General features: G+C 55.7%; 21 protein-coding genes and 1 riboswitch. Of the genes, 15 read left to right on the forward strand and 6 right to left on the reverse strand.

Features of this window, described 5'->3' with window-relative positions; all coding sequences use genetic code 11:
- Window positions 1–41: 41 nt before the first annotated feature.
- The gene (locus OEW58_04265) at window positions 42–2,522 is read left to right on the forward strand and encodes a glycogen/starch/alpha-glucan phosphorylase (GenBank protein ID MDH5300556.1); all 2,481 of its coding nucleotides are present in this window, start codon (window positions 42–44) and stop codon (window positions 2,520–2,522) included.
- Window positions 2,523–2,574: 52 nt separating this feature from the next.
- Here OEW58_04265 and rho read toward each other — a convergent pair whose 3' ends face one another.
- Window positions 2,575–3,834, reverse strand: coding sequence for a transcription termination factor Rho (gene rho, locus OEW58_04270; GenBank protein ID MDH5300557.1), 1,260 nt, complete (start codon window positions 3,832–3,834; stop codon window positions 2,575–2,577).
- A 192-nt stretch (window positions 3,835–4,026) separates the two neighbouring features.
- Window positions 4,027–4,353, reverse strand: coding sequence for a thioredoxin TrxA (gene trxA, locus OEW58_04275; GenBank protein MDH5300558.1), 327 nt, complete (start codon window positions 4,351–4,353; stop codon window positions 4,027–4,029).
- Window positions 4,354–4,560: 207 nt separating this feature from the next.
- On the opposite strand from trxA, the gene OEW58_04280 reads away from it, so the two are divergent.
- On the forward strand, window positions 4,561–5,871 hold the full coding sequence (locus OEW58_04280; protein ID MDH5300559.1) for a DEAD/DEAH box helicase: 1,311 nt from the start codon (window positions 4,561–4,563) through the stop codon (window positions 5,869–5,871).
- Here the strand turns inward: OEW58_04280 and OEW58_04285 are convergent.
- Both OEW58_04285 and OEW58_04290 read right to left on the reverse strand, forming a co-directional pair.
- Window positions 5,868–6,428, reverse strand: coding sequence for a hypothetical protein (locus OEW58_04285; GenBank protein ID MDH5300560.1), 561 nt, complete (start codon window positions 6,426–6,428; stop codon window positions 5,868–5,870). The two genes, OEW58_04280 and OEW58_04285, sit on opposite strands and share 4 nt — an antisense overlap.
- Before the next feature lie 10 nt (window positions 6,429–6,438).
- On the reverse strand, window positions 6,439–6,963 hold the full coding sequence (locus tag OEW58_04290) for a cbb3-type cytochrome c oxidase subunit I (protein MDH5300561.1): 525 nt from the start codon (window positions 6,961–6,963) through the stop codon (window positions 6,439–6,441).
- Window positions 6,964–7,156: 193 nt separating this feature from the next.
- A riboswitch (cobalamin riboswitch) is annotated at window positions 7,157–7,359 on the forward strand.
- Between the two features lie 3 nt (window positions 7,360–7,362).
- On the opposite strand from OEW58_04290, the gene OEW58_04295 reads away from it, so the two are divergent.
- From OEW58_04295 to OEW58_04355, 13 genes are all read left to right on the forward strand, one after another.
- The gene (locus OEW58_04295; GenBank protein MDH5300562.1) at window positions 7,363–11,751 is read left to right on the forward strand and encodes a cobaltochelatase subunit CobN; all 4,389 of its coding nucleotides are present in this window, start codon (window positions 7,363–7,365) and stop codon (window positions 11,749–11,751) included.
- The gene (locus tag OEW58_04300; GenBank protein MDH5300563.1) at window positions 11,751–12,203 is read left to right on the forward strand and encodes a MotA/TolQ/ExbB proton channel family protein; all 453 of its coding nucleotides are present in this window, start codon (window positions 11,751–11,753) and stop codon (window positions 12,201–12,203) included. Before OEW58_04295 ends, OEW58_04300 begins: the two co-directional genes overlap by 1 nt.
- Window positions 12,200–12,508, forward strand: a complete 309-nt coding sequence (locus tag OEW58_04305; GenBank protein ID MDH5300564.1) for a DUF2149 domain-containing protein — start codon at window positions 12,200–12,202, stop codon at window positions 12,506–12,508. Before OEW58_04300 ends, OEW58_04305 begins: the two co-directional genes overlap by 4 nt.
- On the forward strand, window positions 12,498–13,109 hold the full coding sequence (gene cobO / locus OEW58_04310; GenBank protein MDH5300565.1) for a cob(I)yrinic acid a,c-diamide adenosyltransferase: 612 nt from the start codon (window positions 12,498–12,500) through the stop codon (window positions 13,107–13,109). The genes OEW58_04305 and cobO overlap by 11 nt, the downstream gene beginning before the upstream one ends.
- The gene (locus OEW58_04315) at window positions 13,110–14,078 is read left to right on the forward strand and encodes a sirohydrochlorin chelatase (protein ID MDH5300566.1); all 969 of its coding nucleotides are present in this window, start codon (window positions 13,110–13,112) and stop codon (window positions 14,076–14,078) included.
- Entirely contained in the window at window positions 14,078–14,719 is a 642-nt protein-coding gene (locus tag OEW58_04320) for a precorrin-8X methylmutase (GenBank protein ID MDH5300567.1), read from the forward strand. Before OEW58_04315 ends, OEW58_04320 begins: the two co-directional genes overlap by 1 nt.
- Window positions 14,719–15,945 (forward strand): precorrin-6y C5,15-methyltransferase (decarboxylating) subunit CbiE, encoded by a 1,227-nt coding sequence (gene cbiE, locus OEW58_04325; protein ID MDH5300568.1) that lies wholly within the window; start codon window positions 14,719–14,721, stop codon window positions 15,943–15,945. Before OEW58_04320 ends, cbiE begins: the two co-directional genes overlap by 1 nt.
- On the forward strand, window positions 15,942–16,640 hold the full coding sequence (cobI, locus tag OEW58_04330) for a precorrin-2 C(20)-methyltransferase (GenBank protein MDH5300569.1): 699 nt from the start codon (window positions 15,942–15,944) through the stop codon (window positions 16,638–16,640). Before cbiE ends, cobI begins: the two co-directional genes overlap by 4 nt.
- Window positions 16,637–17,398: a cobalamin biosynthesis protein gene (locus OEW58_04335; protein MDH5300570.1), complete on the forward strand. Its 762-nt coding sequence runs from the start codon at window positions 16,637–16,639 to the stop codon at window positions 17,396–17,398. Before cobI ends, OEW58_04335 begins: the two co-directional genes overlap by 4 nt.
- A 7-nt stretch (window positions 17,399–17,405) precedes the next feature.
- Window positions 17,406–18,173, forward strand: coding sequence for a precorrin-3B C(17)-methyltransferase (gene cobJ / locus OEW58_04340; GenBank protein ID MDH5300571.1), 768 nt, complete (start codon window positions 17,406–17,408; stop codon window positions 18,171–18,173).
- Window positions 18,170–18,946: a precorrin-4 C(11)-methyltransferase gene (cobM, locus tag OEW58_04345; protein ID MDH5300572.1), complete on the forward strand. Its 777-nt coding sequence runs from the start codon at window positions 18,170–18,172 to the stop codon at window positions 18,944–18,946. Before cobJ ends, cobM begins: the two co-directional genes overlap by 4 nt.
- Window positions 18,946–20,322, forward strand: a complete 1,377-nt coding sequence (gene cysG / locus OEW58_04350) for a siroheme synthase CysG (GenBank protein MDH5300573.1) — start codon at window positions 18,946–18,948, stop codon at window positions 20,320–20,322. The genes cobM and cysG overlap by 1 nt, the downstream gene beginning before the upstream one ends.
- 79 nt (window positions 20,323–20,401) lie before the next feature.
- On the forward strand, window positions 20,402–20,782 hold the full coding sequence (locus OEW58_04355; protein ID MDH5300574.1) for a hypothetical protein: 381 nt from the start codon (window positions 20,402–20,404) through the stop codon (window positions 20,780–20,782).
- Here the strand turns inward: OEW58_04355 and OEW58_04360 are convergent.
- Window positions 20,771–21,490, reverse strand: a complete 720-nt coding sequence (locus OEW58_04360; protein MDH5300575.1) for a precorrin-6A/cobalt-precorrin-6A reductase — start codon at window positions 21,488–21,490, stop codon at window positions 20,771–20,773. The genes OEW58_04355 and OEW58_04360 overlap by 12 nt on opposite strands.
- On the reverse strand, window positions 21,487–21,943 hold a 457-nt coding region (locus OEW58_04365), incomplete at its 5' end, for a cobalt-precorrin-5B (C(1))-methyltransferase (GenBank protein ID MDH5300576.1). The genes OEW58_04365 and OEW58_04360, both read right to left, overlap by 4 nt.

A 21,943-nucleotide genomic window follows, 5' to 3' on the forward strand; every position in this document is an offset into this window, starting at 1 on the left:
ATCCAGGCAACCTGCTTGGGTTGTAGCAAACGAGGATACGCATGAATCAAAAAACCACAATGACGTTACAATTTTTCGCGGAACAACTGGGGATGGACAAAGCGTCCCTGGCGCAAGCCATTAGCCGCCGCCTGATGTTCACTGTGGGCAAAGACAGCTTTACCGCCACCGAGCGCGATTGGTTGCACGCAACGATTTATGCCGTCCGTGACCGCGTCATTGAGCGCTGGATGGAGACGATGCGCAACTACTATCGCCAGGACCGCAAGCGCGTCTACTACCTCTCGCTCGAATTTTTGATGGGCCGCGCGCTCTCCAACTCACTGCTCAGCCTTGGCCTCACCGACGTTGTAGGCGATGCGCTGCGTGAATTAGGCATGGATTTGAATGCTCTGCTGGATGAAGAAAACGATGCAGGACTGGGCAACGGCGGCCTGGGTCGGCTGGCCGCCTGCTTCCTGGACTCCATGGCTACGCTGCAAATGGCCGGCTTTGGCTACGGAATTCGTTACGAGTACGGCATATTCCGCCAGAGCATCGAAAACGGCAAACAGGTAGAGCATCCTGACAACTGGTTGCGCTACGGCAATCCGTGGGAATTTTCACGCCCCGAAGTATTGTTTCCGGTTAAATTCGGTGGACGCGTCATCGAGTACAGCGACAACAGCGGTCGCATGTGTCATCAATGGACCGAAACCGATGATGTTATGGCCATGGCCTTCGATACACCCATCCCCGGTTATGGCTGCGACACCGTCAACAACATGCGCCTGTGGAGCGCCCGTGCTTCGCGTGATTTCGACTTGGGATATTTCAATCAAGGTGATTACATTCAGGCCGTCGCAGAGAAAAATGCCTCTGAAAACCTAGCCAAGGTGCTTTATCCTGCCGACACCACCACCGCTGGCAAAGAATTGCGCCTCAAGCAGCAATACTTTTTCGTCAGCGCATCACTGCAGGACATCATCAATCGCTACCTGAAGCATCACGATAATTTTGATCGTTTTGCCGACCGAGTGGCCATTCAGCTTAACGACACTCATCCTGCGATTGCCATTCCTGAATTGATGCGCATTCTGCTGGACATGCACTATCTTCCCTGGGACAAAGCCTGGGATACCTGTACCCGCACGTTTGCCTACACCAATCACACACTGATGCCAGAAGCCCTGGAAACCTGGTCTGTCGCGCTGATGGAAAAATTATTGCCACGCCACATGCAAATTATTTTTGAAATCAACCGCCGTTTCCTCAACGAAGTTCATCATCAGCAACCGGGCAATACCTCGCTGATGCGCGATCTTTCCATCATCGGTGAACAAGGTGAAAAACACGTACGCATGGCACATCTGGCCATCATTGGCAGCCACCGGGTCAATGGCGTAGCGCAACTGCACACCGAATTATTGAAAAATAATTTATTCCCCAGTTTTAACGCTTATTTCCCAGGTAAGTTCATCAATATCACCAACGGCATCACGCCTCGCCGCTGGCTGAATCAAGCCAACCCGCAACTGAGCGAATTGATTAGCGACAGCATCGATTCCGATTGGTTGACCAATTTGTCCAAGCTGCAACAACTCACCAAATATGCAACCGACAAACCTTTTGCTGAACGCTACGCTCGCGTCAAACACACCAACAAGCAGCGACTGGCCATGCATATTCGTCGGGAGCTGGGGGTCGTCGTTGACAGCACCAGCTTGTTTGATGTGCAAGTTAAACGCATTCACGAATACAAACGGCAGCTTTTGAATCTGCTTCACGTTGTCACGCGCTACCTGCGCATCAAAGAGCAGCCTACCGCCCCCATTGTGCCACGTACCGTAATTTTCGCCGGCAAGGCCGCACCCAGCTACGTTGCCGCCAAGCAAATCATCCAATTGATTAACGACGTTGCCGATGTCATCAACAACGATCCGTATGTTGGCAACAAACTCAAAGTGGTGTTCCTGCCCAACTACAGCGTAAGTTTGGCGGAATTAATCATGCCTGCCGCCGATTTGTCGGAGCAAATTTCCACTGCTGGCACTGAAGCATCCGGCACGGGCAACATGAAACTGTCGCTCAATGGCGCACTCACCATCGGCACCCTGGATGGCGCGAATATCGAAATTAAACAGGAAGTGGGCGATGAGAATATTTTCATTTTCGGCCTCACCGCAGAACAAGTCACCCAAACTCGCAGCAACTATCAACCGCGTGATTACTACCACACTGATAATCGCCTGCGAGCCTGTCTGGACATGATTGCCAGCGGTTTCTTCAACCCCAACGAACCTGATCGCTATCGTGATCTGATCAACAATCTGCTAAATCACGATCAATACATGCTACTCGCAGACTATGCGGATTATGTTCGCTGCCAGGACGATGTTGACGCAGCCTATCTTGATCAACCGAAGTGGATCGCAAAATCCATCCTCAATGTTGCACAGATGGGCAAATTTTCCAGCGATCGCTCCATTCAGGACTACGCTGATAAAATTTGGCATACTCCTACAAAACAATGCTCCAATTAAACACACACAAAAAAGCCCGCGAATGCGGGCTTTTTTATTTCAGCGCTGGATATTATGAGCGCTTCATTGAGTCGAAGAATTCGTCGTTGGTCTTGGTGTCTTTCATCTTGCCCAACAGGAATTCCATCGCCTGAATTTCTTCCATAGGATGCAGCAGTTTGCGCAAAATCCACATCTTCTGCAGCTCATCTGGCTTGGTCAGCTTCTCTTCGCGACGCGTGCCGGAGCGATTGATGTTGATTGCAGGATAAATACGCTTTTCGGCAATCTTGCGATCCAGATGCAATTCCATGTTGCCGGTACCTTTGAATTCTTCAAAGATAACGTCGTCCATACGTGAACCAGTTTCAACCAGCGCCGTCGCGATGATGGTCAGGCTGCCGCCTTCTTCCACATTACGCGCCGCACCAAAGAAACGTTTGGGACGATGCAATGCGTTGGCGTCCACACCACCGGTCAACACTTTGCCGGAAGAAGGAATCACCGTGTTGTAGGCGCGCGCCAGACGGGTGATGGAATCGAGCAGAATCACTACGTCCTGCTTGTGCTCAACCAAGCGCTTGGCCTTCTCGATAACCATCTCGGCCACCTGCACGTGACGAGCCGCAGGTTCATCGAACGTACTGGAGATTACCTCGCCACGCACTGAGCGCGTCATTTCGGTTACTTCTTCAGGACGTTCATCGATCAGCAACACAATCAACTTACACTCAGGATGGTTGGTAGTGATGGACTGAGCGATATTCTGCAGCATCATGGTTTTACCAGCCTTGGGCGGCGATACCACCAAACCACGCTGACCTTTACCAATGGGTGCCACCATGTCGATGATGCGCGCGGTCAAATCCTCGGTGCTGCCGTTGCCCACGCCCATCTTCAGGCGCTCCATGGCAAACAGCGGTGTCAGATTTTCAAACACCACCTTGTTCTTGGCGTTCTCTGGTGGCTCAAAGTTAATTTCATTAACCTTCAGCAACGCAAAGTAGCGTTCACCTTCTTTGGGCGGACGTATCTTGCCCTCGACGGTATCGCCTGTGCGCAGTGCAAAACGGCGAATCTGACTGGGCGAGACATAAATGTCGTCGGGGCCGGCCAGGTATGAGCTATCGGCAGATCGCAGGAAACCAAACCCATCCTGCAAAATTTCCAATACGCCATCACCGTAGATATCTTCGCCTTTCTTGGCTTGCGCCTTGAGAACAGCAAAAATAACGTCCTGTTTACGTGACCTCGCCATACCTTCGATGCCCAAGTTTTGAGCGATTTCCAAAAGTTCTGAGGCCGGTTTTCTCTTTAACTCTGTTAGATTCATAGCGAATATTAGGATGTGTCGGAAAGTTAGCGATGAGTGAGGTTGAGTCGGGGGCTTAAGAAGTGCCACCGTACAGCGAATTATCCAGCCGAAGCCGGGAATACAGTGCAGTTATTATTCTTGCAAAGTTAACACTTAATCGACGCTGGGTCTAGAAAATTAAGCCCAGCGTCTAAATTAGGTCAGCGTCGATTACAGATTGCTGTCGATAAAGGCCGTCAACTGCGACTTGGAGACCGCTCCAACCTTGGTCGCTTCCACGTTCCCGTTCTTAAACAGCATCAACGTTGGAATACCACGGATACCGAATTTAGGTGGGGTCGAAGGATTCTCGTCGATATTGAGCTTGGCAACCTTAATCTTGCCGGCATATTCATCAGCGATTTCATCCAGAATCGGCGCAATCATCTTGCAGGGGCCACACCATTCAGCCCAGTAGTCCACCAACACAGGGGTAGATGCCTTGATTACCTCGTCTTCGAATGTGTCGTCTGACAAATAGACTATTCGATCGCTCACTTAATGCCTCCAAAAATGATAAAACTGTTCGGGTCCACAGGAAAATTATGCCAGAAACGTATTGGCACGTATAATGGATTCGTACACCCGGCTTCCTGAGTCTAGGACTCTACCGGCAACCATGCGAAAACGCAACTCCACAAAAAACAGCAGTTTGGGCTTCAAAAGGCACCTTCTGCCGGCAACTTCCAACAAAAAGTAGCTCACATGACCGATACGCACCTCTCCACCACCCGCTTCCGCGACCTGCCCCTGGCCCCCTCCCTTATTCAGGCCCTGGACGAGCTCGGATTTACCCAATGCACGCCCATCCAAGCCTTGGCGCTGCCAAGAACGCTGGCGGGGGAAAACATTGTCGGCCAGGCCCAAACCGGCTCGGGCAAAACCGCCGCCTTCCTGCTGTCCATTTTGCAGAAGCTACTCAACGCCCCTGCCGACCCCAACTACAAACCCGGCAGCCCACGCGCTCTGGTACTGGCCCCCACCCGGGAATTGGCCGTGCAGATTCACCGCGATGCCGAGTTATTGGCCAAACACTCCGGCCTCAAGCTGGCGGTGGTATTCGGCGGCATGGATTACGATAAACAACGCAAAAGTCTGGAAGACGGTATCGACGTTCTCATCGGTACCCCAGGACGAATTATCGATTACTACAAGCAACGCGTTTTCACTCTGCGCAGCATTGAAGTCATGGTGCTGGACGAAGCTGACCGAATGTTCGATCTGGGTTTCATCAAGGACCTGCGCTACATTTTCCGTCAATTGCCGCCACCGGAAAATCGCCTGAACCTGATGTTCTCGGCCACGCTGTCCTTCCGCGTGAACGAGCTGGCCTACGAGCACATGCACAACCCGCAACTGGTGAAAGCAGTCTCAGACGAAGTCACCGCTGATAAAGTGGAACAGTGCGTGTACTACGTTGCCAACGACGAAAAAATTCCGTTGCTGATTGGCTTGCTGCGCCAGCCCGACATGGAACGCACCATCGTGTTCGTCAACACCAAGGCTGCCGCAGAAAAACTCGACGACTACCTCAACCTCAATGGCATCGTCGCCAACACCTTGTCCGGCGATGTGCCGCAGAAAAAACGCCAGCGCCTGGTGCTGGATTTCCAGAAGGGCACCTTCCCGGTGCTGGTGGCCACCGATGTAGCCGCACGCGGCCTGCACATCCCCGACGTTAGCCATGTGGTGAACTATGATCTACCCCAGGACGCGGAGGACTACGTGCACCGCATCGGTCGTACTGGCCGCATCGGCGCTGAGGGTAAAGCCATCAGCCTGGCCTGCGAAACCTATACGTTCCACCTGCCGGAAATTGAGCAATACATTGGCAAGAAAATTCCGATGGAGCACGTGCGCAACGAACTGCTGGCAACAGATCTGAAAAAACCGGAACGCAGACCGCGTTCACACAACCCAAATGGGCAACGTCGTGGTGGTGGCGGTCGTTCGGGTGGTCAGGGACGGCGGCAGAGCTCTGGGCCGCGCCGCGAAAACAAGTCCTCAACGAGTTAACGCTTGGACTCGTCCTTCATTCGTCGCTGGGTTTGCTGCCCAGGTATCCAGCGACGAATGAGCAGAATTTTCTCCCCGCCCTTGCGCTCGGCGCACACCGGACAACTCAGATGCGCCAGGTACAGCTCTTTGGGTTTGCACTTGGCGGCATAGATGTTGGACTGCTGAATCTGCGCAGTCCGCGTCACCGTACCAATACCACCCTCGTGCAACATCACGTTAACGTGAAACGGCGGCGTCAGGTATTCCACACTGCGCGACGGTGAGCTTTCGGGCTCGAGCACCCGCAAAATTTCGCCACCAAACCAGCCGGTACGCGTCAGCACCAGTCCCGGCCACTTTTCGGTCAGTCCCAGGTCGGCAATATTCTGCGTCTGCTTGTCCAGATACACTTCATAGGACACCGGCATGTGAGCAAATGCGGCGATTTTCATCCGATGGACACACCAGCCCGCGAAGTCCATGTCCTTGCCCGCCCACTTGGGCCAGTGCTCGGGACAACGACAGACCAGTTCTTCTTCCATGGCAGGTTGTTGCGATGGCAGTGCGTCGTTCACGGCAAGATCCTTATGCTGACTTGCGAATTCTGCGGAACGTCATAAACACGTTGACGAAAAATATCCAGAATCCCATACCCATGATGGTCGCCACCGTCGCAATGGTCGGCGCATAGTAGCTGGCATGCACTCGCTCCAGCTCGTCCGGCAAATCAGCCAACAGCAACTGACCTTCCCACACGCCAAATACCATCAAGGTCGAATAAAAACCAGACAGACCCAACGCCGTCCACCAGAAGGTGTGCTCAACCAGTTTGTAGGAAAACAGTTTCTGCCCGGAAATACGCGGCAACAGGTAATAGGTCGCGGCCATGATCAGGATGACCACGCCACCAATCAGGTTCATGTGGGCATGCGCCAGTGGATCGATCATGTGTCCCGGACCGCCATAAGGACTGCCGATGGAATCCAGCCAGGCACGTATCGGGCGCTGGGTCTGCAACATGCCGTGTATCGTGCCTATGCACAAAAACAGCGTAGAGGCGAACAAAAACTTCAACAGGCGGCGCTCTTCCGAGCGGTACTCTTCAGCCATAACAATTCCACATTTTACTGAGCAGGAAACAGCCCACGGCAGGCCGTAAAAAAACCAGTTGTTACTGGCTCTGAAATAGGTCAAATCCCCGACAAGGGACGGGCATTCTAACCCAGCAGTTCCTTGGTCAGCAAATTCCTACCGAAGTTCCTGCCAACCGCCACTATTGCTTGAGAACCACCCACAATCGGCGTATCTTTAGCCGCGTTCAGGTGCCCTGCCAGCCAGGGTGAAACGGGAAACTGGTGCGCCATCTCTTTCGGCAATGCCAGTGCTGCCCCCGCAACGGTAAGCGAGTCAACAACTTACACAAGCCACTGTACCCACGGGAAGGCGTAAGTTCCGACCAATCGTCACTCGCAAGCCCGGAGACCGGCCTGATCTGTCGCTGAATGTGCGGTGGGCACGGTAAACATTTCCCTGTTTCCCTTCCCCATGCCGTTCGGCTTGTTCTACTGCGATGACGCGGGTGAGCGTCGAAAGGCAACAATGCGTACCCACACCTTACTTTCCCGGCTGGCGGCCTGCCTGCTGCTGGGGCTTAGTACATTTAATGCCCACTCCGCCACCTTGTTTGGCGTGGTCTCCGAACGCTCGGCCGGCGACCTGGCCAGCGGTGCCGACCAGTTTGCCCAGCAGCATCCGGGACACACCCTCAGGCTGCGCACCCCGGAGCAACTGGCCGCACTCAGCGATCAGCAAGTGCGCGCCCTCTGGCAAGACGCCGACGCCGTACTGCTCGCCGCCGTGTTTGGCGAGGGCGCCCAACGCCTGCAGCGCCTGCTGGAAACACAGCCGCCAGCCAATCTGATCGCCTTTAATGGCGACGCCCGCCTGACGCGCCTCAGCCGCTGGCGCGGTCAGTCACTACTGGACAACCTGGACGACAAGACTCTCAAGGAAATCAGCCGCAATCCTGACGCCGAAGACGGCCTGCTCGAGCACGTCAACCGTTTGGTGCAACAGCACCCGCAACAGACTCCCTGGCTGCAAGCCCGCCTGTACTGGCAGGCTCGCGGCAGCGACAACCTGGCCGGCCTGATCAGCTGGATGCTGGCTGGCAGCGACCGCCGCCTGGTCGCTCCCGCCGCCCAGCCTCAGGCCAACGTCCGCGCCTACTGGCAAGGCCGGATTCAGCCGCTGAATAAAATTCGCCTGAACAGCCACCAGCCATTTGTCGTACTGCTCGACCACGACAACGCTGACCGCGCTGGCGAACGCGAACTGCTCGACCAGTTATGCAAGCACTTACTTTCTGGAAAAGTCCAGTGCATCGGTCTACTGGCCCGCTGGGGCGAGTCCAGCGCCCAGGCGCTGGCTGACATCCAGAATCTAAGCCGTCAAGCACCGCTGGCGGCGATCATTTCGCTGCAGGACTTTGTCATCGGCGGCGGCGAAGCCCACGAACAAGCCGATCAACGGCTGGCGCAACTCAACGTGCCGGTACTCAAAGGCATTCGCGTCACCGATCGCAGCGAAGCCCAGTGGCGATTGTCCGAAGATGGTCTGGCCTGGGACACGGTGCACTACCGCATCGCCATGCCCGAGCTGCAGGGCATCAGCCAGCCGGTAGTCGTTGCCACCGCCGGCGCTGCGCAGGAACACCCCCTGACTGGACTGCGCTTTGCCCTCAGCCAGCCCCTGGCCAAACAGGCACAACTGCTCGCCGACCGCGCCGTACGCTGGGGCCGATTACAGCAACTGAACAATGCCGAAAAGCGCGTCGCCATCATCTACTACAACCACCCGCCGGGCCGCCACAACATCGGTGCCGACAACCTGGACGTGCCCGCCTCGCTGTGGCAAATCCTGCAGCAGCTCAAGCAGGCCGACTACGACGTTGGCAAGCTGCCCGCCAGCCCCGCCGAACTGCTCGACCTGATTCAGCAAAAAGGCGTCAACCTGCCGCAGGACCACGCCGCAGTCGAGGCCATGGCCAAGCAGGTCACCACCCTCAGCGCCGAGCGCTACCGCCAGTGGTTCCGGCAGCTGCCCGCCACCGTGCAGGCAGAAATGCAATTTGGTCCGCTGGGCTATTTGCGCAACGCGCTGCAACTGGCGGTCAAAAACCGCGAAACCGAACTGGGCCGGCAACTGCTGCAACGGGTTCACGGCGATCTGCGCCACCTGCTCGAGGGCGTCGAACACCCCAAGCGCAGCGAGGCACTCAAAATGCTCAGCCAACTGCAGGCCGGCTATGGCGCTGCACTCAATGGCGATGACACCTGGGCGCAAACCGGCAAACTCAACCAGGCGCTGGCCGCCACCGGCATCGAAGGTTTGGGCGGCTGGGGTGCGGCCCCCGGCAGCGTCATGGTTTCTGCGGACCAACTGGTCCTGCCCGGTCTGCAGTTCGGCAAGGTGTTCATCGGCCCGCAACCGCCGCGCGGCTGGCAAATCGACGAAGAACTGCTGCACGCCAACACCAGCTTCCCGCCACCGCATCAGTATCTGGCGTTTTACCACTGGCTCAAGGACGAATTCCGCGCCGATGCGCTGATTCATCTGGGCCGCCATTCCACCTACGAATTTCTGCCGCGCCGCCAGGTCGGCCTGACCGGCGACGACTACGCCAGCATCATCGCCGCCGATGTGCCCGGCATTTATCCCTACATCGTCGATGGCGTGGGCGAAGGTATTCAGGCCAAGCGCCGGGGTCTGGCGGTGATGATCGACCACCTGACGCCGCCACTGGCCACCACCCCGCTGTACGAAGACCTGCTGCGGCTGCGCCAGCTGGTGGAAAGTTTTGAAGCCGCCGGCAACAACACCCCGACCCAGGCCAACGCCGTCGCCAACATTCGCCGGCTGATCGTCGAACTCAAGCTGGAGGCCGAACTCAGCAAGAGCATGGCCAAGGAACTGCGCATTCGCGGCATCACCTTCGACCAAGTGGACGATGTCATGCTGGTCCACGAAGTCGGTCACTATCTGACCCAGATGCAGGAAAGCTTCATGCCGCTGGGTCTGCACGTGTTTGGCCGTGACTGGAGCGAGGAAGCGGTGCGCATGATGCTGACCTCCATGGGCAAAGGCCAACCCGCCGAGCAATACCGCACCGCTCTGACCAGCTCGCCCAAGGCGGAAATGGACGCTTTGCTCGCCGCGCTGAATGGCCGCTACATCCTGCCCGGCAAAGGCAATGACCCCATCCGCACCCCCGAATCGCTGCCCACTGGCCGCAATTTCCACGCGCTGGATGCCAGCCTGCTGCCCACCCGGCTGGGCTATGAGCTGGGCGTGCAACTGGCCACCAAGGCACGCACCAATCCCAGCAGCGCCGACGGCAAAGAGGCGGTGGTGCTGTGGGCCTCGGATGCAGTGCGCGACGAAGGCGCGATGATCGCGTTCGGCATGGACCTGCTGGGCGTGCGCCCCGTGTGGAACAGTCGCGGCATTTTTCAGGGCATTGAGCGCCTGCCGCTGGACAACAACCGCCAGCGCCGCGATACCGTGTTCACCACCTCGGGACTGTTCCGCGACCTGTACTCGCAGCTGCTGGTCTGGCTGGACAAATCGGTACTGCTGGCGCTGGACGGCGCCAGCGACACCATTCGCCGCGAACATCCGGAACTGCGCGCCGCCCTGGAGGGGGCCCTCAAACCGCTGGGCGAACTGCGCCAGCCCGGCAGGGAAACCCTGGCCCAAAACCGCGTCGCTGCCCATTGGGTCAGCCAGGCCCAGGCGCAACTGGCCAAAGGGGTGGAGCCCGCCCGTGCTGGCCGCCTGGCGTCGCTGCGCCTGTTCGGTGACGCCCCCGGCGCGTACGGTGCCGGCGTCAACCGTCTGGTCGAGCGTTCCGGCGCCTGGACCGACCGCAAGGAACTCGCCCAAACCTATCTGCTGCGCCTGGGCCACGCCTACGGTGCCGACGTTTCCGGCATCGCTGCGCAACAGCTGTTCAAGGACAACCTCACCAAGGTGGAAAACACCTACTTGGGCCGCGCCAGCAATCTGTACGGCCTGATGGACAACAACGACGCATTTGACTACATGGGCGGCCTCAGTCTGGCAGTGGAAACCCTGTCCGGCAAACCGCCCAGCAACCACATCATCCACCACGCCGACCCGCAAAATGCCAGCATGCAGCCGCTGGACACCGCACTGCTGGCCGAACTGCGCGGACGCTTCCTCAACCCCGCCTGGCTCAAGCCACTGATGCAGCATGACTACGCCGGCGCCCGCACCATGGGCAGCGAGTTCATGGAATACCTGTGGGGCTGGCAGGTCACCAACCCGGACATCATCCAGAGCTGGGTGTGGGACGAGGTGAAAAGCGTTTATCTGGACGACAAGCTCAAGCTGGGACTGGATAAATTCCTCGAACAGGGCAACAACGTCCACGTCAAAATCAACATGCAGGCGATACTGCTGGTGGCGGCCAACAAGGGATTCTGGAAACCGGACGCACAAACCCTGCAGCAGTTGTCGCAGGACTTTGCCCGGCTGGTGGTCGAGCACGGCCTGCCCGGCAGCGGTCACACCCGCCCCGATCATCCCATGCTGCAAATGGTCAAACAAAACATCGACGCCGAACTGGCCAAGCGCCTGACCGAGGTACAAAACGCCGCCCTGGGTCCGCAGGCCGTCGCGCAGCAGGCCGCGTCTGCGCCCACCACTACTCAGGCACAGGCGCAAACCGCTCCCGCAGATGACGCCAAGCCACCGGCTCAGGCCAGCGAAGTCAACCTGGTTGAGGGCCTGCAGTGGATGGGCAAAATCCTGCTGGGACTCGTCCTAATACTAATGATTGGTGGTATTATCCACGGCCGCCGAGGGGTGAAGTAATGTTTACAGATAGCGCAACACAATTGATGCACACCGCCGTCGAATGGCTGCTGCAACCGGTCATTTACACCTTGATCGCGCTCGCCGCCTTTGCGGTGTGGGAAGCCGCCACTGCTGTGGGTGAACGGTTCGGCGGTCTGCAACGCCTCAAGGCCCGCGCCCAGCGCGAGCAAATCGAACAACTGGGCCGCAAGCGCATCGAACGCGCCGACATCATCGCCCGCATCGGCCCCATGCTGGGACTGATGGGCACGTTGATCCCGCTCGGCCCAGGTCTGGCCGCACTGGGTCGCGGCGAGCTGGAAGTACTGGCAACCGCCGTCACCGTCGCCTTTGACACCACCGTGCTAGGTCTGGTGGCGGGCATCATCGGCTTCGTCCTCGCCCGTTTGCGCCGCCGCTGGTATGACCAGCTGCTGGATGAACTGGAATCCACCGTGGTGCACCCATGAAACAGCGCGCCTGGAACCGCAGCCGCTTCGACGCCCAGGAAGAAGAACCACTGGGCCCGTTGGCCAATCTGGTGGACATCATGCTGGTGTTTGCCTGTGGCCTGATCGCCGCGCTGGTGGCCGCCAACGGTGGCCTGACCGAGCATTTCAAACAACGCGGCCAGCAGATCGAGCAAGGCAAGGAATTACCGCAGGTACCGCAGGGCGCGGGTCAGGCCGGCAGCGGCTTTGAGTCGGTCGGCCAGGTCTATCGCGATCCCAAAACCGGCAAACTGATTTTGATTAGCGACCCCAATGACAAATAACGACGCCGACAAAAACGCCCGTCACGCCGAACGCATGGCACGCAAAAAAGCGGTAATCGACGAACGCATTGCCAAGGCCGATCGCGACAAGGGCGTAATTCTGGTCAACACTGGCAATGCCAAGGGCAAAAGCAGCGCCGGGTTTGGTGTGGTCGCCCGCGCATTGGGCCACGACATGCGTGTCGCCGTGGTGCAATTTGTCAAAGGTGCATTTTCCACTGGCGAGATGAAATTTTTTCAGCGCTTTCCGGAAATCGAATTCTGCGTCATGGGCGAAGGCTTCACCTGGGAAACCCAGGATCGCGAACGCGACATCGCTGCGGCACAAAAAGCCTGGCAGCGCGCCAAGGAATTTCTGCGCAATCCTGACATTGATCTGGTGTTGCTGGACGAATTGAACATCGTGTTGAAACACGGCTACCTCGATATCAACGACGTGGTCGAGACACTGCAACACAAACCGGAGATGCAGCACGTTGTCATCACAGGCCGCGCTGCAAAACCAGAAATTATTGATATCGCCGACACGGTGACCGAGATGCGCGAAGTCAAACACGCCTTCAAATCCGGCATCCGTGCACAAAAAGGCATGGAGTTATAAATGAACAAACTAGATAAACCTGCCGTACTGGTGGTTGGCCACGGTTCCCGCGACGTGGATGGCGTGAACGAATTTGAAAAACTCGCCAACCACTTGCGCGAAAAATTCCCCGAGCGCCTGTGCGAAACCGGTTTTCTGGAATTTGCCCGCCCGCTGATTTCCGACGGTGTGGAAAAACTGGTGGCCGCCGGTGCCACCAGAATCACCGCCGTGCCCGGCATGCTGATGGCCGCAGGTCACGCAAAAAATGACATCCCCAGCGAACTGAACACGCTGCAGGCCGAATACAAAAATATCGAAATCACCTACGGGGTTGAGTTGGGCGTGCATGCCAAGATGTTGCGCGCCGCACAACAGCGCATCGAAGAATGCGAAGCGCAATTTGGTCATGAATACGAACGCAGCGACACTCTGCTGGTGGTGGTTGGTCGCGGTGCATCCGATTCCGATGCCAACTCCAACATTTGCAAAATCACCCGCATGTTGTGGGAAGGCATGGGCTTTGGCTGGGCAGAAACCTGCTACAGCGGCGTTACCTTTCCACTGATTGATGACGCCCTGCCGCGTTACGCCAGACTGGGATTCAAGAACATCATCGTCTTCCCCTATTTTTTGTTCACCGGTCGACTGGTGAAAAAAATCTACACCGCTGCGGATGAATTTCAGAAACAACATTCTGAATTGAAGGTAGTCAAAGCGCCCTACCTCAATGATCATCCGCTGGTGCTGGAAGCGTTTGTCGAGCGCATGGAAGAAACCGAGAACGGCACCGGCAACATGAACTGTCAGTTGTGCCAGTACCGTGAGCAAATTATCGGTTTTGAACACAGCGTGGGCCAGCCGCAGGTTGGCCATCATCATCACGTGCGCGGTGCCGGCACCGATGCGGACCATGATCATCACCACGGCCATCACCATCATCATGGCCACCACGGTCATCATCACCATCATGATCACGAGCACGACTGATGGAATTTGATTACATCCACGATCCGCAGGAAATCGAAAACCAGTCATTTCGCATCATCCGCGAACTGACTGATCTTTCCGGCCTGTCCGCCACCGAACAGCAAGTGGTGATGCGCCTGGTGCACACCTGCGGCGAACCGGAAATTCGCAACGACATACATTTTTCGCCAAATGCCTGCGCGGCAGGACTCGCGGCACTGAAAAATAATGCGTCGATCTTGTGCGATGTGGAAATGGTGCGACACGGCATTGCCCGCCGATTCATCGGCGGTGAAATTTTCTGCCATCTGCTAACGGCCGGCGTTGCCGAACGCGCCAAGGCCAGCGGCGAAACTCGCAGCATGGCGGCACTGGAAGAATGGCGACCGCACCTTGCGGGCAACATCGTCGTTATCGGCAATGCACCTACCGCATTATTCCGCCTGCTGGAAATGGTGCACGCTGGCGCAGCAAAACCGGCGCTGGTGATCGGCATGCCGGTAGGCTTTGTCGGTGCCGCCGAATCCAAAGACGCACTGATGCAACACGCCAAAGAATTGGGCCTGGAATACATTTGCGTCAGTGGCCGTCGCGGTGGTTCAGCATTGGCAGCAGCGGCAATTAACGCCCTGGCGCGCATCAATCACGGAGTGACGTTTTAATGGGCTCGCAACGCTGCATTCATGTGATCGGCATGAGTCCCGACGGCGCACTCAGCGATGCCGCCCGCGCGATGATTGACAATGCCGAGGTCATCATCGGTCCGCCGCGACATCAATTCAGTGCCAGCAACATGCATGCACTCAATCTGGATTACCCGTCGCCGCTGCGTGAACTGCAAAATATGCTGGATGCGCACAAGGACAAACGTGTCGTGATCCTCGCTTCCGGCGATCCGTTGCTGTTCGGTATTGGCGATTGGCTGGGGCGCACCGTCGGCAGACAGCATTTGACATTTCATCCCGCCACTTCCAGCGTACAAACCGCGTTCGCCCGCATTGGCCAACCCTGGCAACACGCCAAAGTCGTTACCTTGCACGGTCGCCCGCTGGACAGTTTGCGCAGCCAACTGGTCGCCAACCAGTGGTATGCCCTGCTCACCGACAAACACAGTCAGCCACGCGCCATCGCCGAGTTGTTACACGACGTCGGCATGAATGACGCGCAACTGTGGATTGCCGAAGCACTGGGATTGGCGGAAGAAAAAATTTCGCATTTCACCACCCATGAACTGTTGCACGGCGAGCATCAATTCCATCCGCTGCACGTCACGTTGCTAAAAACCGAATCGGCTTCGCACTTTTTGCCGCAGTTTCCCGGCATCGACGATGCTGCGTTTGACACCGGCGAATCCGGCAGCCGCGGCATGATCAGCAAAAAAGCCGTGCGATTGAATATTCTTGCGCTGCTATCTCCAGGCAATGGCGACATCGGCTGGGATGTGGGCGCAGGCTGCGGCGGCGTAGCGATTGAGTGGGCGCGCTGGAATCCGCAAGGTCAACTGTATGCGATTGAAAAAAGTCCACAACGCTTCGGCCATTTGCAAACCAATCAACTGAAGTTTGGTGTCACCCAAAATCTGCACTGCATTTTGGGCAGTGCCCCCGACGTGCTCGACGAACTTGATGATCCCGATGTGATTTTTGTCGGCGGCAATGATGGTCAAAGCAGCGAACTGCTAAATTATTGCTGGTCACGCTTAAAATCCGGCGGCCGCCTTGTCGCCAGTGGCGTCACCGAACAAACCCGCGCAGCGCTGATCCAGTTTGCCGACGCCAAACAATTCGAACTTTTGGAAATTGCTGTCGCCAAAAGTGAACCGCTGGGCAAACAACTGCTGCTGCGTCCACAACTGCCCGTGCTATTGATGAAGGTGATCAAACCATGAAGGGCAGACTGTATGGCATCGGCGTTGGCCCCGGCGACCCGGAACTGCTAACCCTCAAGGCTGCGCGCATTATTGGCGAAGCCAAAGTCATTGCCTATCTGGTCAACGACGAAAATTTTTCGCTGGCACGTAACATTGCCACAGAATTTATTGCCGACAACTGCCTTGAGCTGCCGCTGGCGGTGCCCATGCGCACCGACCGCTATGCGGCCAATCAGGTTTACGATGACGGCGCACAACGCATCGCCGAACAACTCGATCGCGGTCATGACGTTGTTGTGCTGTGCGAAGGCGACCCGCTGTTCTACGCCAGCTTCATCTATTTGTTTGAACGTCTGCAATCGACATATGCCTGCACGGTTATTCCCGGCATCAGCGCCATTCCTGCCACCTGCGCCCAAAGCCTGTTACCGCTGACAACTCAACTGGAAAAATACGCGGTGGTTACCGCCCGTCTGGAAAATCACGAACTGCGCGATGCCTTGCTGAATTTTGACAGCGTCGCCATACTGAAAGTCGGACGTCATCGCGAACGCATCATCCAGATCGTGCGCGAAGCCAATCGTGCGGAGGATGCGATTTATGCAGAATATGTCGGCCAGCAAAATGAAAAAATTGTCCGCAATCTGCGCGACCTTGAGCCCGGCCCTGGCCCCTATTTTTCCCTGATGCTCATTTCCAGGCATAAATCATGATCAGTATTTTCAGCCTCACTGACCAAGGAAAATTGCTGGGCCAACGATTGGTCAGTGAGCTTGCTGCCGAACATTTGCATAAGCCGGAAAACTTTGCAGCCACCGTGCAGCAAAAACTGGCTGCCGGCCATCGCTTGATTCTGATTTGTGCCACCGGCATTGCCGTTCGCAGTATCGCGCCAGCCCTCAAAGACAAGCACCGCGATCCTGCTGTACTGGTGATGGATGAAAAAGGCCGCTTCGTGATTCCGCTCATTTCCGGTCATGAAGGCGGCGCCAACGATTTTGCCCATCGCGTTGCAAAACTCACCGATGGCCAGTGCATTATCACCGGCCCAACCCTGTTCACCCAGCCGCTGTACGTGGCGGGCATTGGCTGTGAAAAAAATTGTCCGCTGGATTACATTCAAAGTTTGATGCAGGGAACACTGCGTTCGCTCAATCTGCACCACGTTCCAATCGCCGCCATCAGCAGCATTGATCTCAAACAGCATGAGCCGGCGATCGTTGCGCTGGCAGAACAACTGAATATTCCATTTGTCACCTACGGTGCAACCGATTTGCAGCAGATGGACGACAAGCTCAGCACCAAATCAGATGTCGTCTTCCGCGAAGTCGGTGTCTATGGCGTGGCCGAAGCTGCCGCGCTGTTCCACGCACAAACACTGACCGGCAATGATGCTGAATTGATTATTCCCAAACACAAAAACACCAAGGCGACGTTTGCTCTGGCACGCGCCTATTTGAACCAGCAGTAAGGTAATTATGAAAAAGTTGTACATCATTGGCATGGGCCCTGGCGATTTAAACTATCTTGCTCCCGCCGCACGCAAAGCACTGGCAGCCAGCAGCGACATCGTTGCCTATCAGCTTTACCTGGACTTGCTCGGCGAAGTTATCGCCGACAAGCAGCATCATGCACTGGATCTGGGCAAGGAAATTGAACGCGCCGAACTGGCGCTGAATCTGGCTGCAGAAAAACAGTGCGTCGCACTGGTGTCCAGCGGCGATGCCGGTATTTTTGCCATGGCGACACTGGTGTTTGAATTGCTCGACAAACAACCCAAGGCAATCTGGAACGATATCGATATCGAAGTCATTGCTGGCATTTCTGCGCTTCAGCTGGCAGCCAGTCGTGTCGGTGCGCCGCTGGCGCATGACTTCTGCGCAATTTCATTGTCCGACCTGCTCACACCCTGGGAAACCATTAACACCCGCATTCATGCAGCGGCGCAAGGTGATTTTGTTATCGCATTTTATAATCCGGTTTCCAAAAAACGCGACTGGCAGCTTGATCACGCCAAACAGGTTTTGCTGAAACACCGCCCCACCGATTGCCCGGTGATTATTGCCCGCAATCTTTCTCGGCCGGATGAAAATATCACTGTCACCACCCTGGAAAAACTCGACAGCACCCAAGTCGACATGCTCACCCTGGTGATGGTGGGCAACAGTGAAACCCGCGCCTTCGCCAAGGGCGTGTACACTCCGCGCGGCTATTCGAAAAAACTGCAATTGGAAACTCAGGCATGAAGGTTTATTTCATTGGCGCTGGTCCCGGTGATCCCGACTTGATTACGGTCAAAGGCTTGAGACTGATTCAGCAAGCGCCGGTAATTATTTACGCTGGCTCGCTGGTACCTGAAGAAATTCTGCGTGAGGCACGCAGCGACGCACAGATTGTCAATTCCGCCGAATTGCATCTGGAACAAATTATTGAGCTGATCAAAATTGCTCGCGATGAAGGAAAAATTGTCGCGCGCGTGCATTCCGGCGACCCATCGGTTTATGGCGCGATTGGTGAACAAATTCGCCAACTGGAAAAACTGGGCATTGATTATGAAGTTGTTCCCGGCGTCACTGCGACCTCTGCCTCGGCTGCGGCTCTGGGCAAAGAACTCACGCTCGCTGGCGTATCGCAAACCATCATCATGACCCGTTATGCCGGCAAAACCTCCATGCCCGATGGTGAAGACCTTAGTTCACTGGCGGCGCACAAAGCCACGCTGGTCATTCACTTGGGCGTGACACGCATTCACAAAATTGTTGAAGAACTGATTCCACACTACGGTACGGATTGCCCTATCGCGGTACTGTATCGCACCGGCTGGCAAGATGCCGACCGCGTGACGGGCACCCTGACTGACATCGTCGATAAAGTTCGCGCCAAAGGTTTCAGTCGCACCTCGCTGATTATTGTTGGCCGCGTGTTGGATACCGAACAGTTTGATGATTCCTTTTTGTATCGTGCCGACAAGGCACATGTTTATCGTCCCCGTGTCCCGAAAAAAGAAAGTGCTGACTAATGGAATACTTTCCGCTATTCACTCGTCTGCAACACCGCACCGTACTGATCATTGGCGGTGGTGACATCGCCACTCGCAAAACACAACTGCTGCTCAAAAGCGGCGCAAAGTTGCGAATCATTGCGCCCCACGTCAGCACCGAGCTGAATATTCTCCAACAGCAAGGCAGCATCGAACTGGAGCTGCGTCCTTACGTTGCCACCGACCTTGAACACTGCTCGCTGATCATCGCCGCCACTAATGATCGTGAACTGAACCAGCAAATTGCGCTGGCCGCACAAGCAAAAAATATCGACGTGAATGTGGTTGACGATCCGAAACTCAGCAATGTCGTGTTGCCTGCGCTGGTCGATCGCGATCCCGTCGTTATTGCCATTTCCAGCAGCGCCGGATCACCGGTATTGTCGCGTTTGCTGCGCGCACAACTGGAAAGTCTGATTCCATCCCGCTATGGCCTGCTGGCCAACCTGGCCAAACGATTTCGCCAGGAAGTTAAAAATCGCTTTGCTTCATCGCGAGAGCGCCGTCAGTTCTGGGAACAAATTCTCGATGGTCCCGCCGCCGAGCAAATGCTGGCCGGTCACGACAAAGCGGCTGAACGCATTATCAGCGAAGCACTGAACAATCCAGACACGCTGAGCAAAACCGGCGAAGTTTTTTTGGTTGGTGCCGGACCTGGCGACCCCGACCTGTTAACTTTTCGTGCGCTGCGACTGATGCAGAAATGTGACATCGTGCTTTACGATCGACTGGTCAGCGATGAAATTCTTAATCTGGTTCGCCGCGAAGCCAAACGCATTTATGTGGGCAAGGCACGCAGTGATCACGCGTTGCCACAGGATGAAATCAACGAATTTTTACTGCGCGAAGCAAAATCCGGCAAGCGAGTGCTGCGCCTGAAAGGTGGCGACCCGTTTGTGTTTGGTCGCGGTGGCGAAGAAATTATGCGCCTGGCCGAAGAAGGCATTCCGTTTCAGGTTGTGCCCAGTGTCACTGCCGCCAATGGCTGTGGAGCCTACGCTGGCATACCGCTGACACATCGTGATTTTGCCCAGAGTTGTACCTTTGTCACCGGCCACACCAAAGACGGCAAGCTGGATTTGAACTGGACCCAGTTAGCACAACCCAATCAAACCGTGGTTTTTTACATGGGTTTGGCGAACGTGCATGCGCTGACTGAAAACTTGATTGCCCACGGCCTTGATGGCAACACGCCTGCGGCGGTGGTACAAAACGGTACTCGACCAAACCAAACGGTATTGGTGTCTAGCTTGGAAAATCTGGCGCGCGATGCGCAATCGCTAACCATCAGCGTTCCGAGTTTGATTTTTGTTGGTCACACGGTGAGTTTACGTCAACAATTAGCCTGGTTTTAGTATTCCTTCTCTTTTTGATCTAATTCTCTCCGCAATTCGCGCGTTACTATAGGCAGTGTAAATGTGGGGAGATATTCCGATGGGAGTAACCGCTGTCTACAACAAGGATGATGATTTGATGCTGGCCACCGTGGTTGGTGAAGTTAATTTTCAGGAAATTGGCCAGGCCATTTTCAACATGCTGAAAGATCCCAATTTCAGACAGGATATCAACATTATCTGGGACGCCACCCAGGCAAAAATCAACATGAACGATCCCAACAAAACCGCTATGTTTGAGCTAACATCCAAACTCAGCCAGTTCAGTGAACAACGCGGCTACGGCAAAACCGCACTGGTTGTCAGCTCAAATTTGTATTTTGGCCTGGCAAGACAATTTCAAAACTATATGGCCGAAACACCGCGTTCCGTTCATGTATTCAAAGACATGGATGCTGCAAAAACCTGGTTAGGCGAGTAAATCCAGCATTGGTTGCAAGCTGGTAAACACGCGGCTGCCTTTGGGCTTATCCGGCCGCGCCAGCATTAATACTGGCAAGCCGCGTTCTCGCGCTACCTGCAATTTCGCATCGACGGCATGACCACCGCTGTTCTTGCTCACCAGCACGTCAATGTCATTGCTCGCGAATAATTGCTGCTCGTGTTGCAGATCAAATGGACCAAGTTCATTGATCAGCGTCACTTCTTTTGATGTCAGCGGACAGGGAAAATAACCTCGCACCAACCAATGCTGATGCGCCGGCACAGCTTTTAATTCGTTGAGAAATTTGCTGCCGATGGTGAACAGAGGTCTGCGATAATTTTGCAGTTGGGCAAACAGACTTTTCAGCCCCTGCACCACCGTCCATTTGTCATTCGGCTGCGGTTGCCAGGGCGGACGAACGTAGCTCCACAGCTCTACTCCGAACTGCTGGGCCGCCAATCTGGCATTGCTGCTCATACCGACAGAGTATGGATGAGTCGCATCGATCAGCAGATCAATTTGCTGCTCTCGCAGAAACGTCACCAAGCCATCAACACCGCCAAAGCCACCAACACGAATCTCGCAAGTCACATCCGTTGGGATGCGCACGCCACCCTTCAGGCTGTAAATCACCTGGTGATTCTGCGATAACTTGCGGGATAAACGCTTTGCCTCACCAATTCCACCGAGCAATAAAATTTTCATGACTTCACCGCCTTGCCGACAGGTGTACCACTTCGGTCCACCACGGTAACTTCAAGCATCGTGCCATTGCTTACATAGCGTCCCGCAAACTGCGCAGAAAGCTCACATATTTTATTGTTTAATGACGGAAATATTTCTACCGCCTGCGCGGCCGTATTGGCCTGCAACAGACGTTGCTGGGTGGCTTGATCCGCCCCCAACGCGGCAGCCTGTTGCCGTAAAAACTCGAAATCCACCTGCGAAACCCGGCTGTGCAGGTCCAACTGCCCGGCGGCCAGTTTGGCAAACTTGCCAACCCCCCCCACCAGACTCACCCTCTGGAACGGCGTTTTTTTCAAATATTTTAGGACCGCGCCAACAAAATCCCCCATTTCTATCAGTGCCATGTCCGGTAAACCATAGAGTTTGCGGGCAGCAATTTCACTGCTGTCGCCGGTACAAGCAGCGATGTGA

Source organism: Gammaproteobacteria bacterium, from assembly GCA_029884425.1.
In the GTDB taxonomy this organism is placed as follows: Bacteria; Pseudomonadota; Gammaproteobacteria; order S012-40; family S012-40; genus JAOUHV01.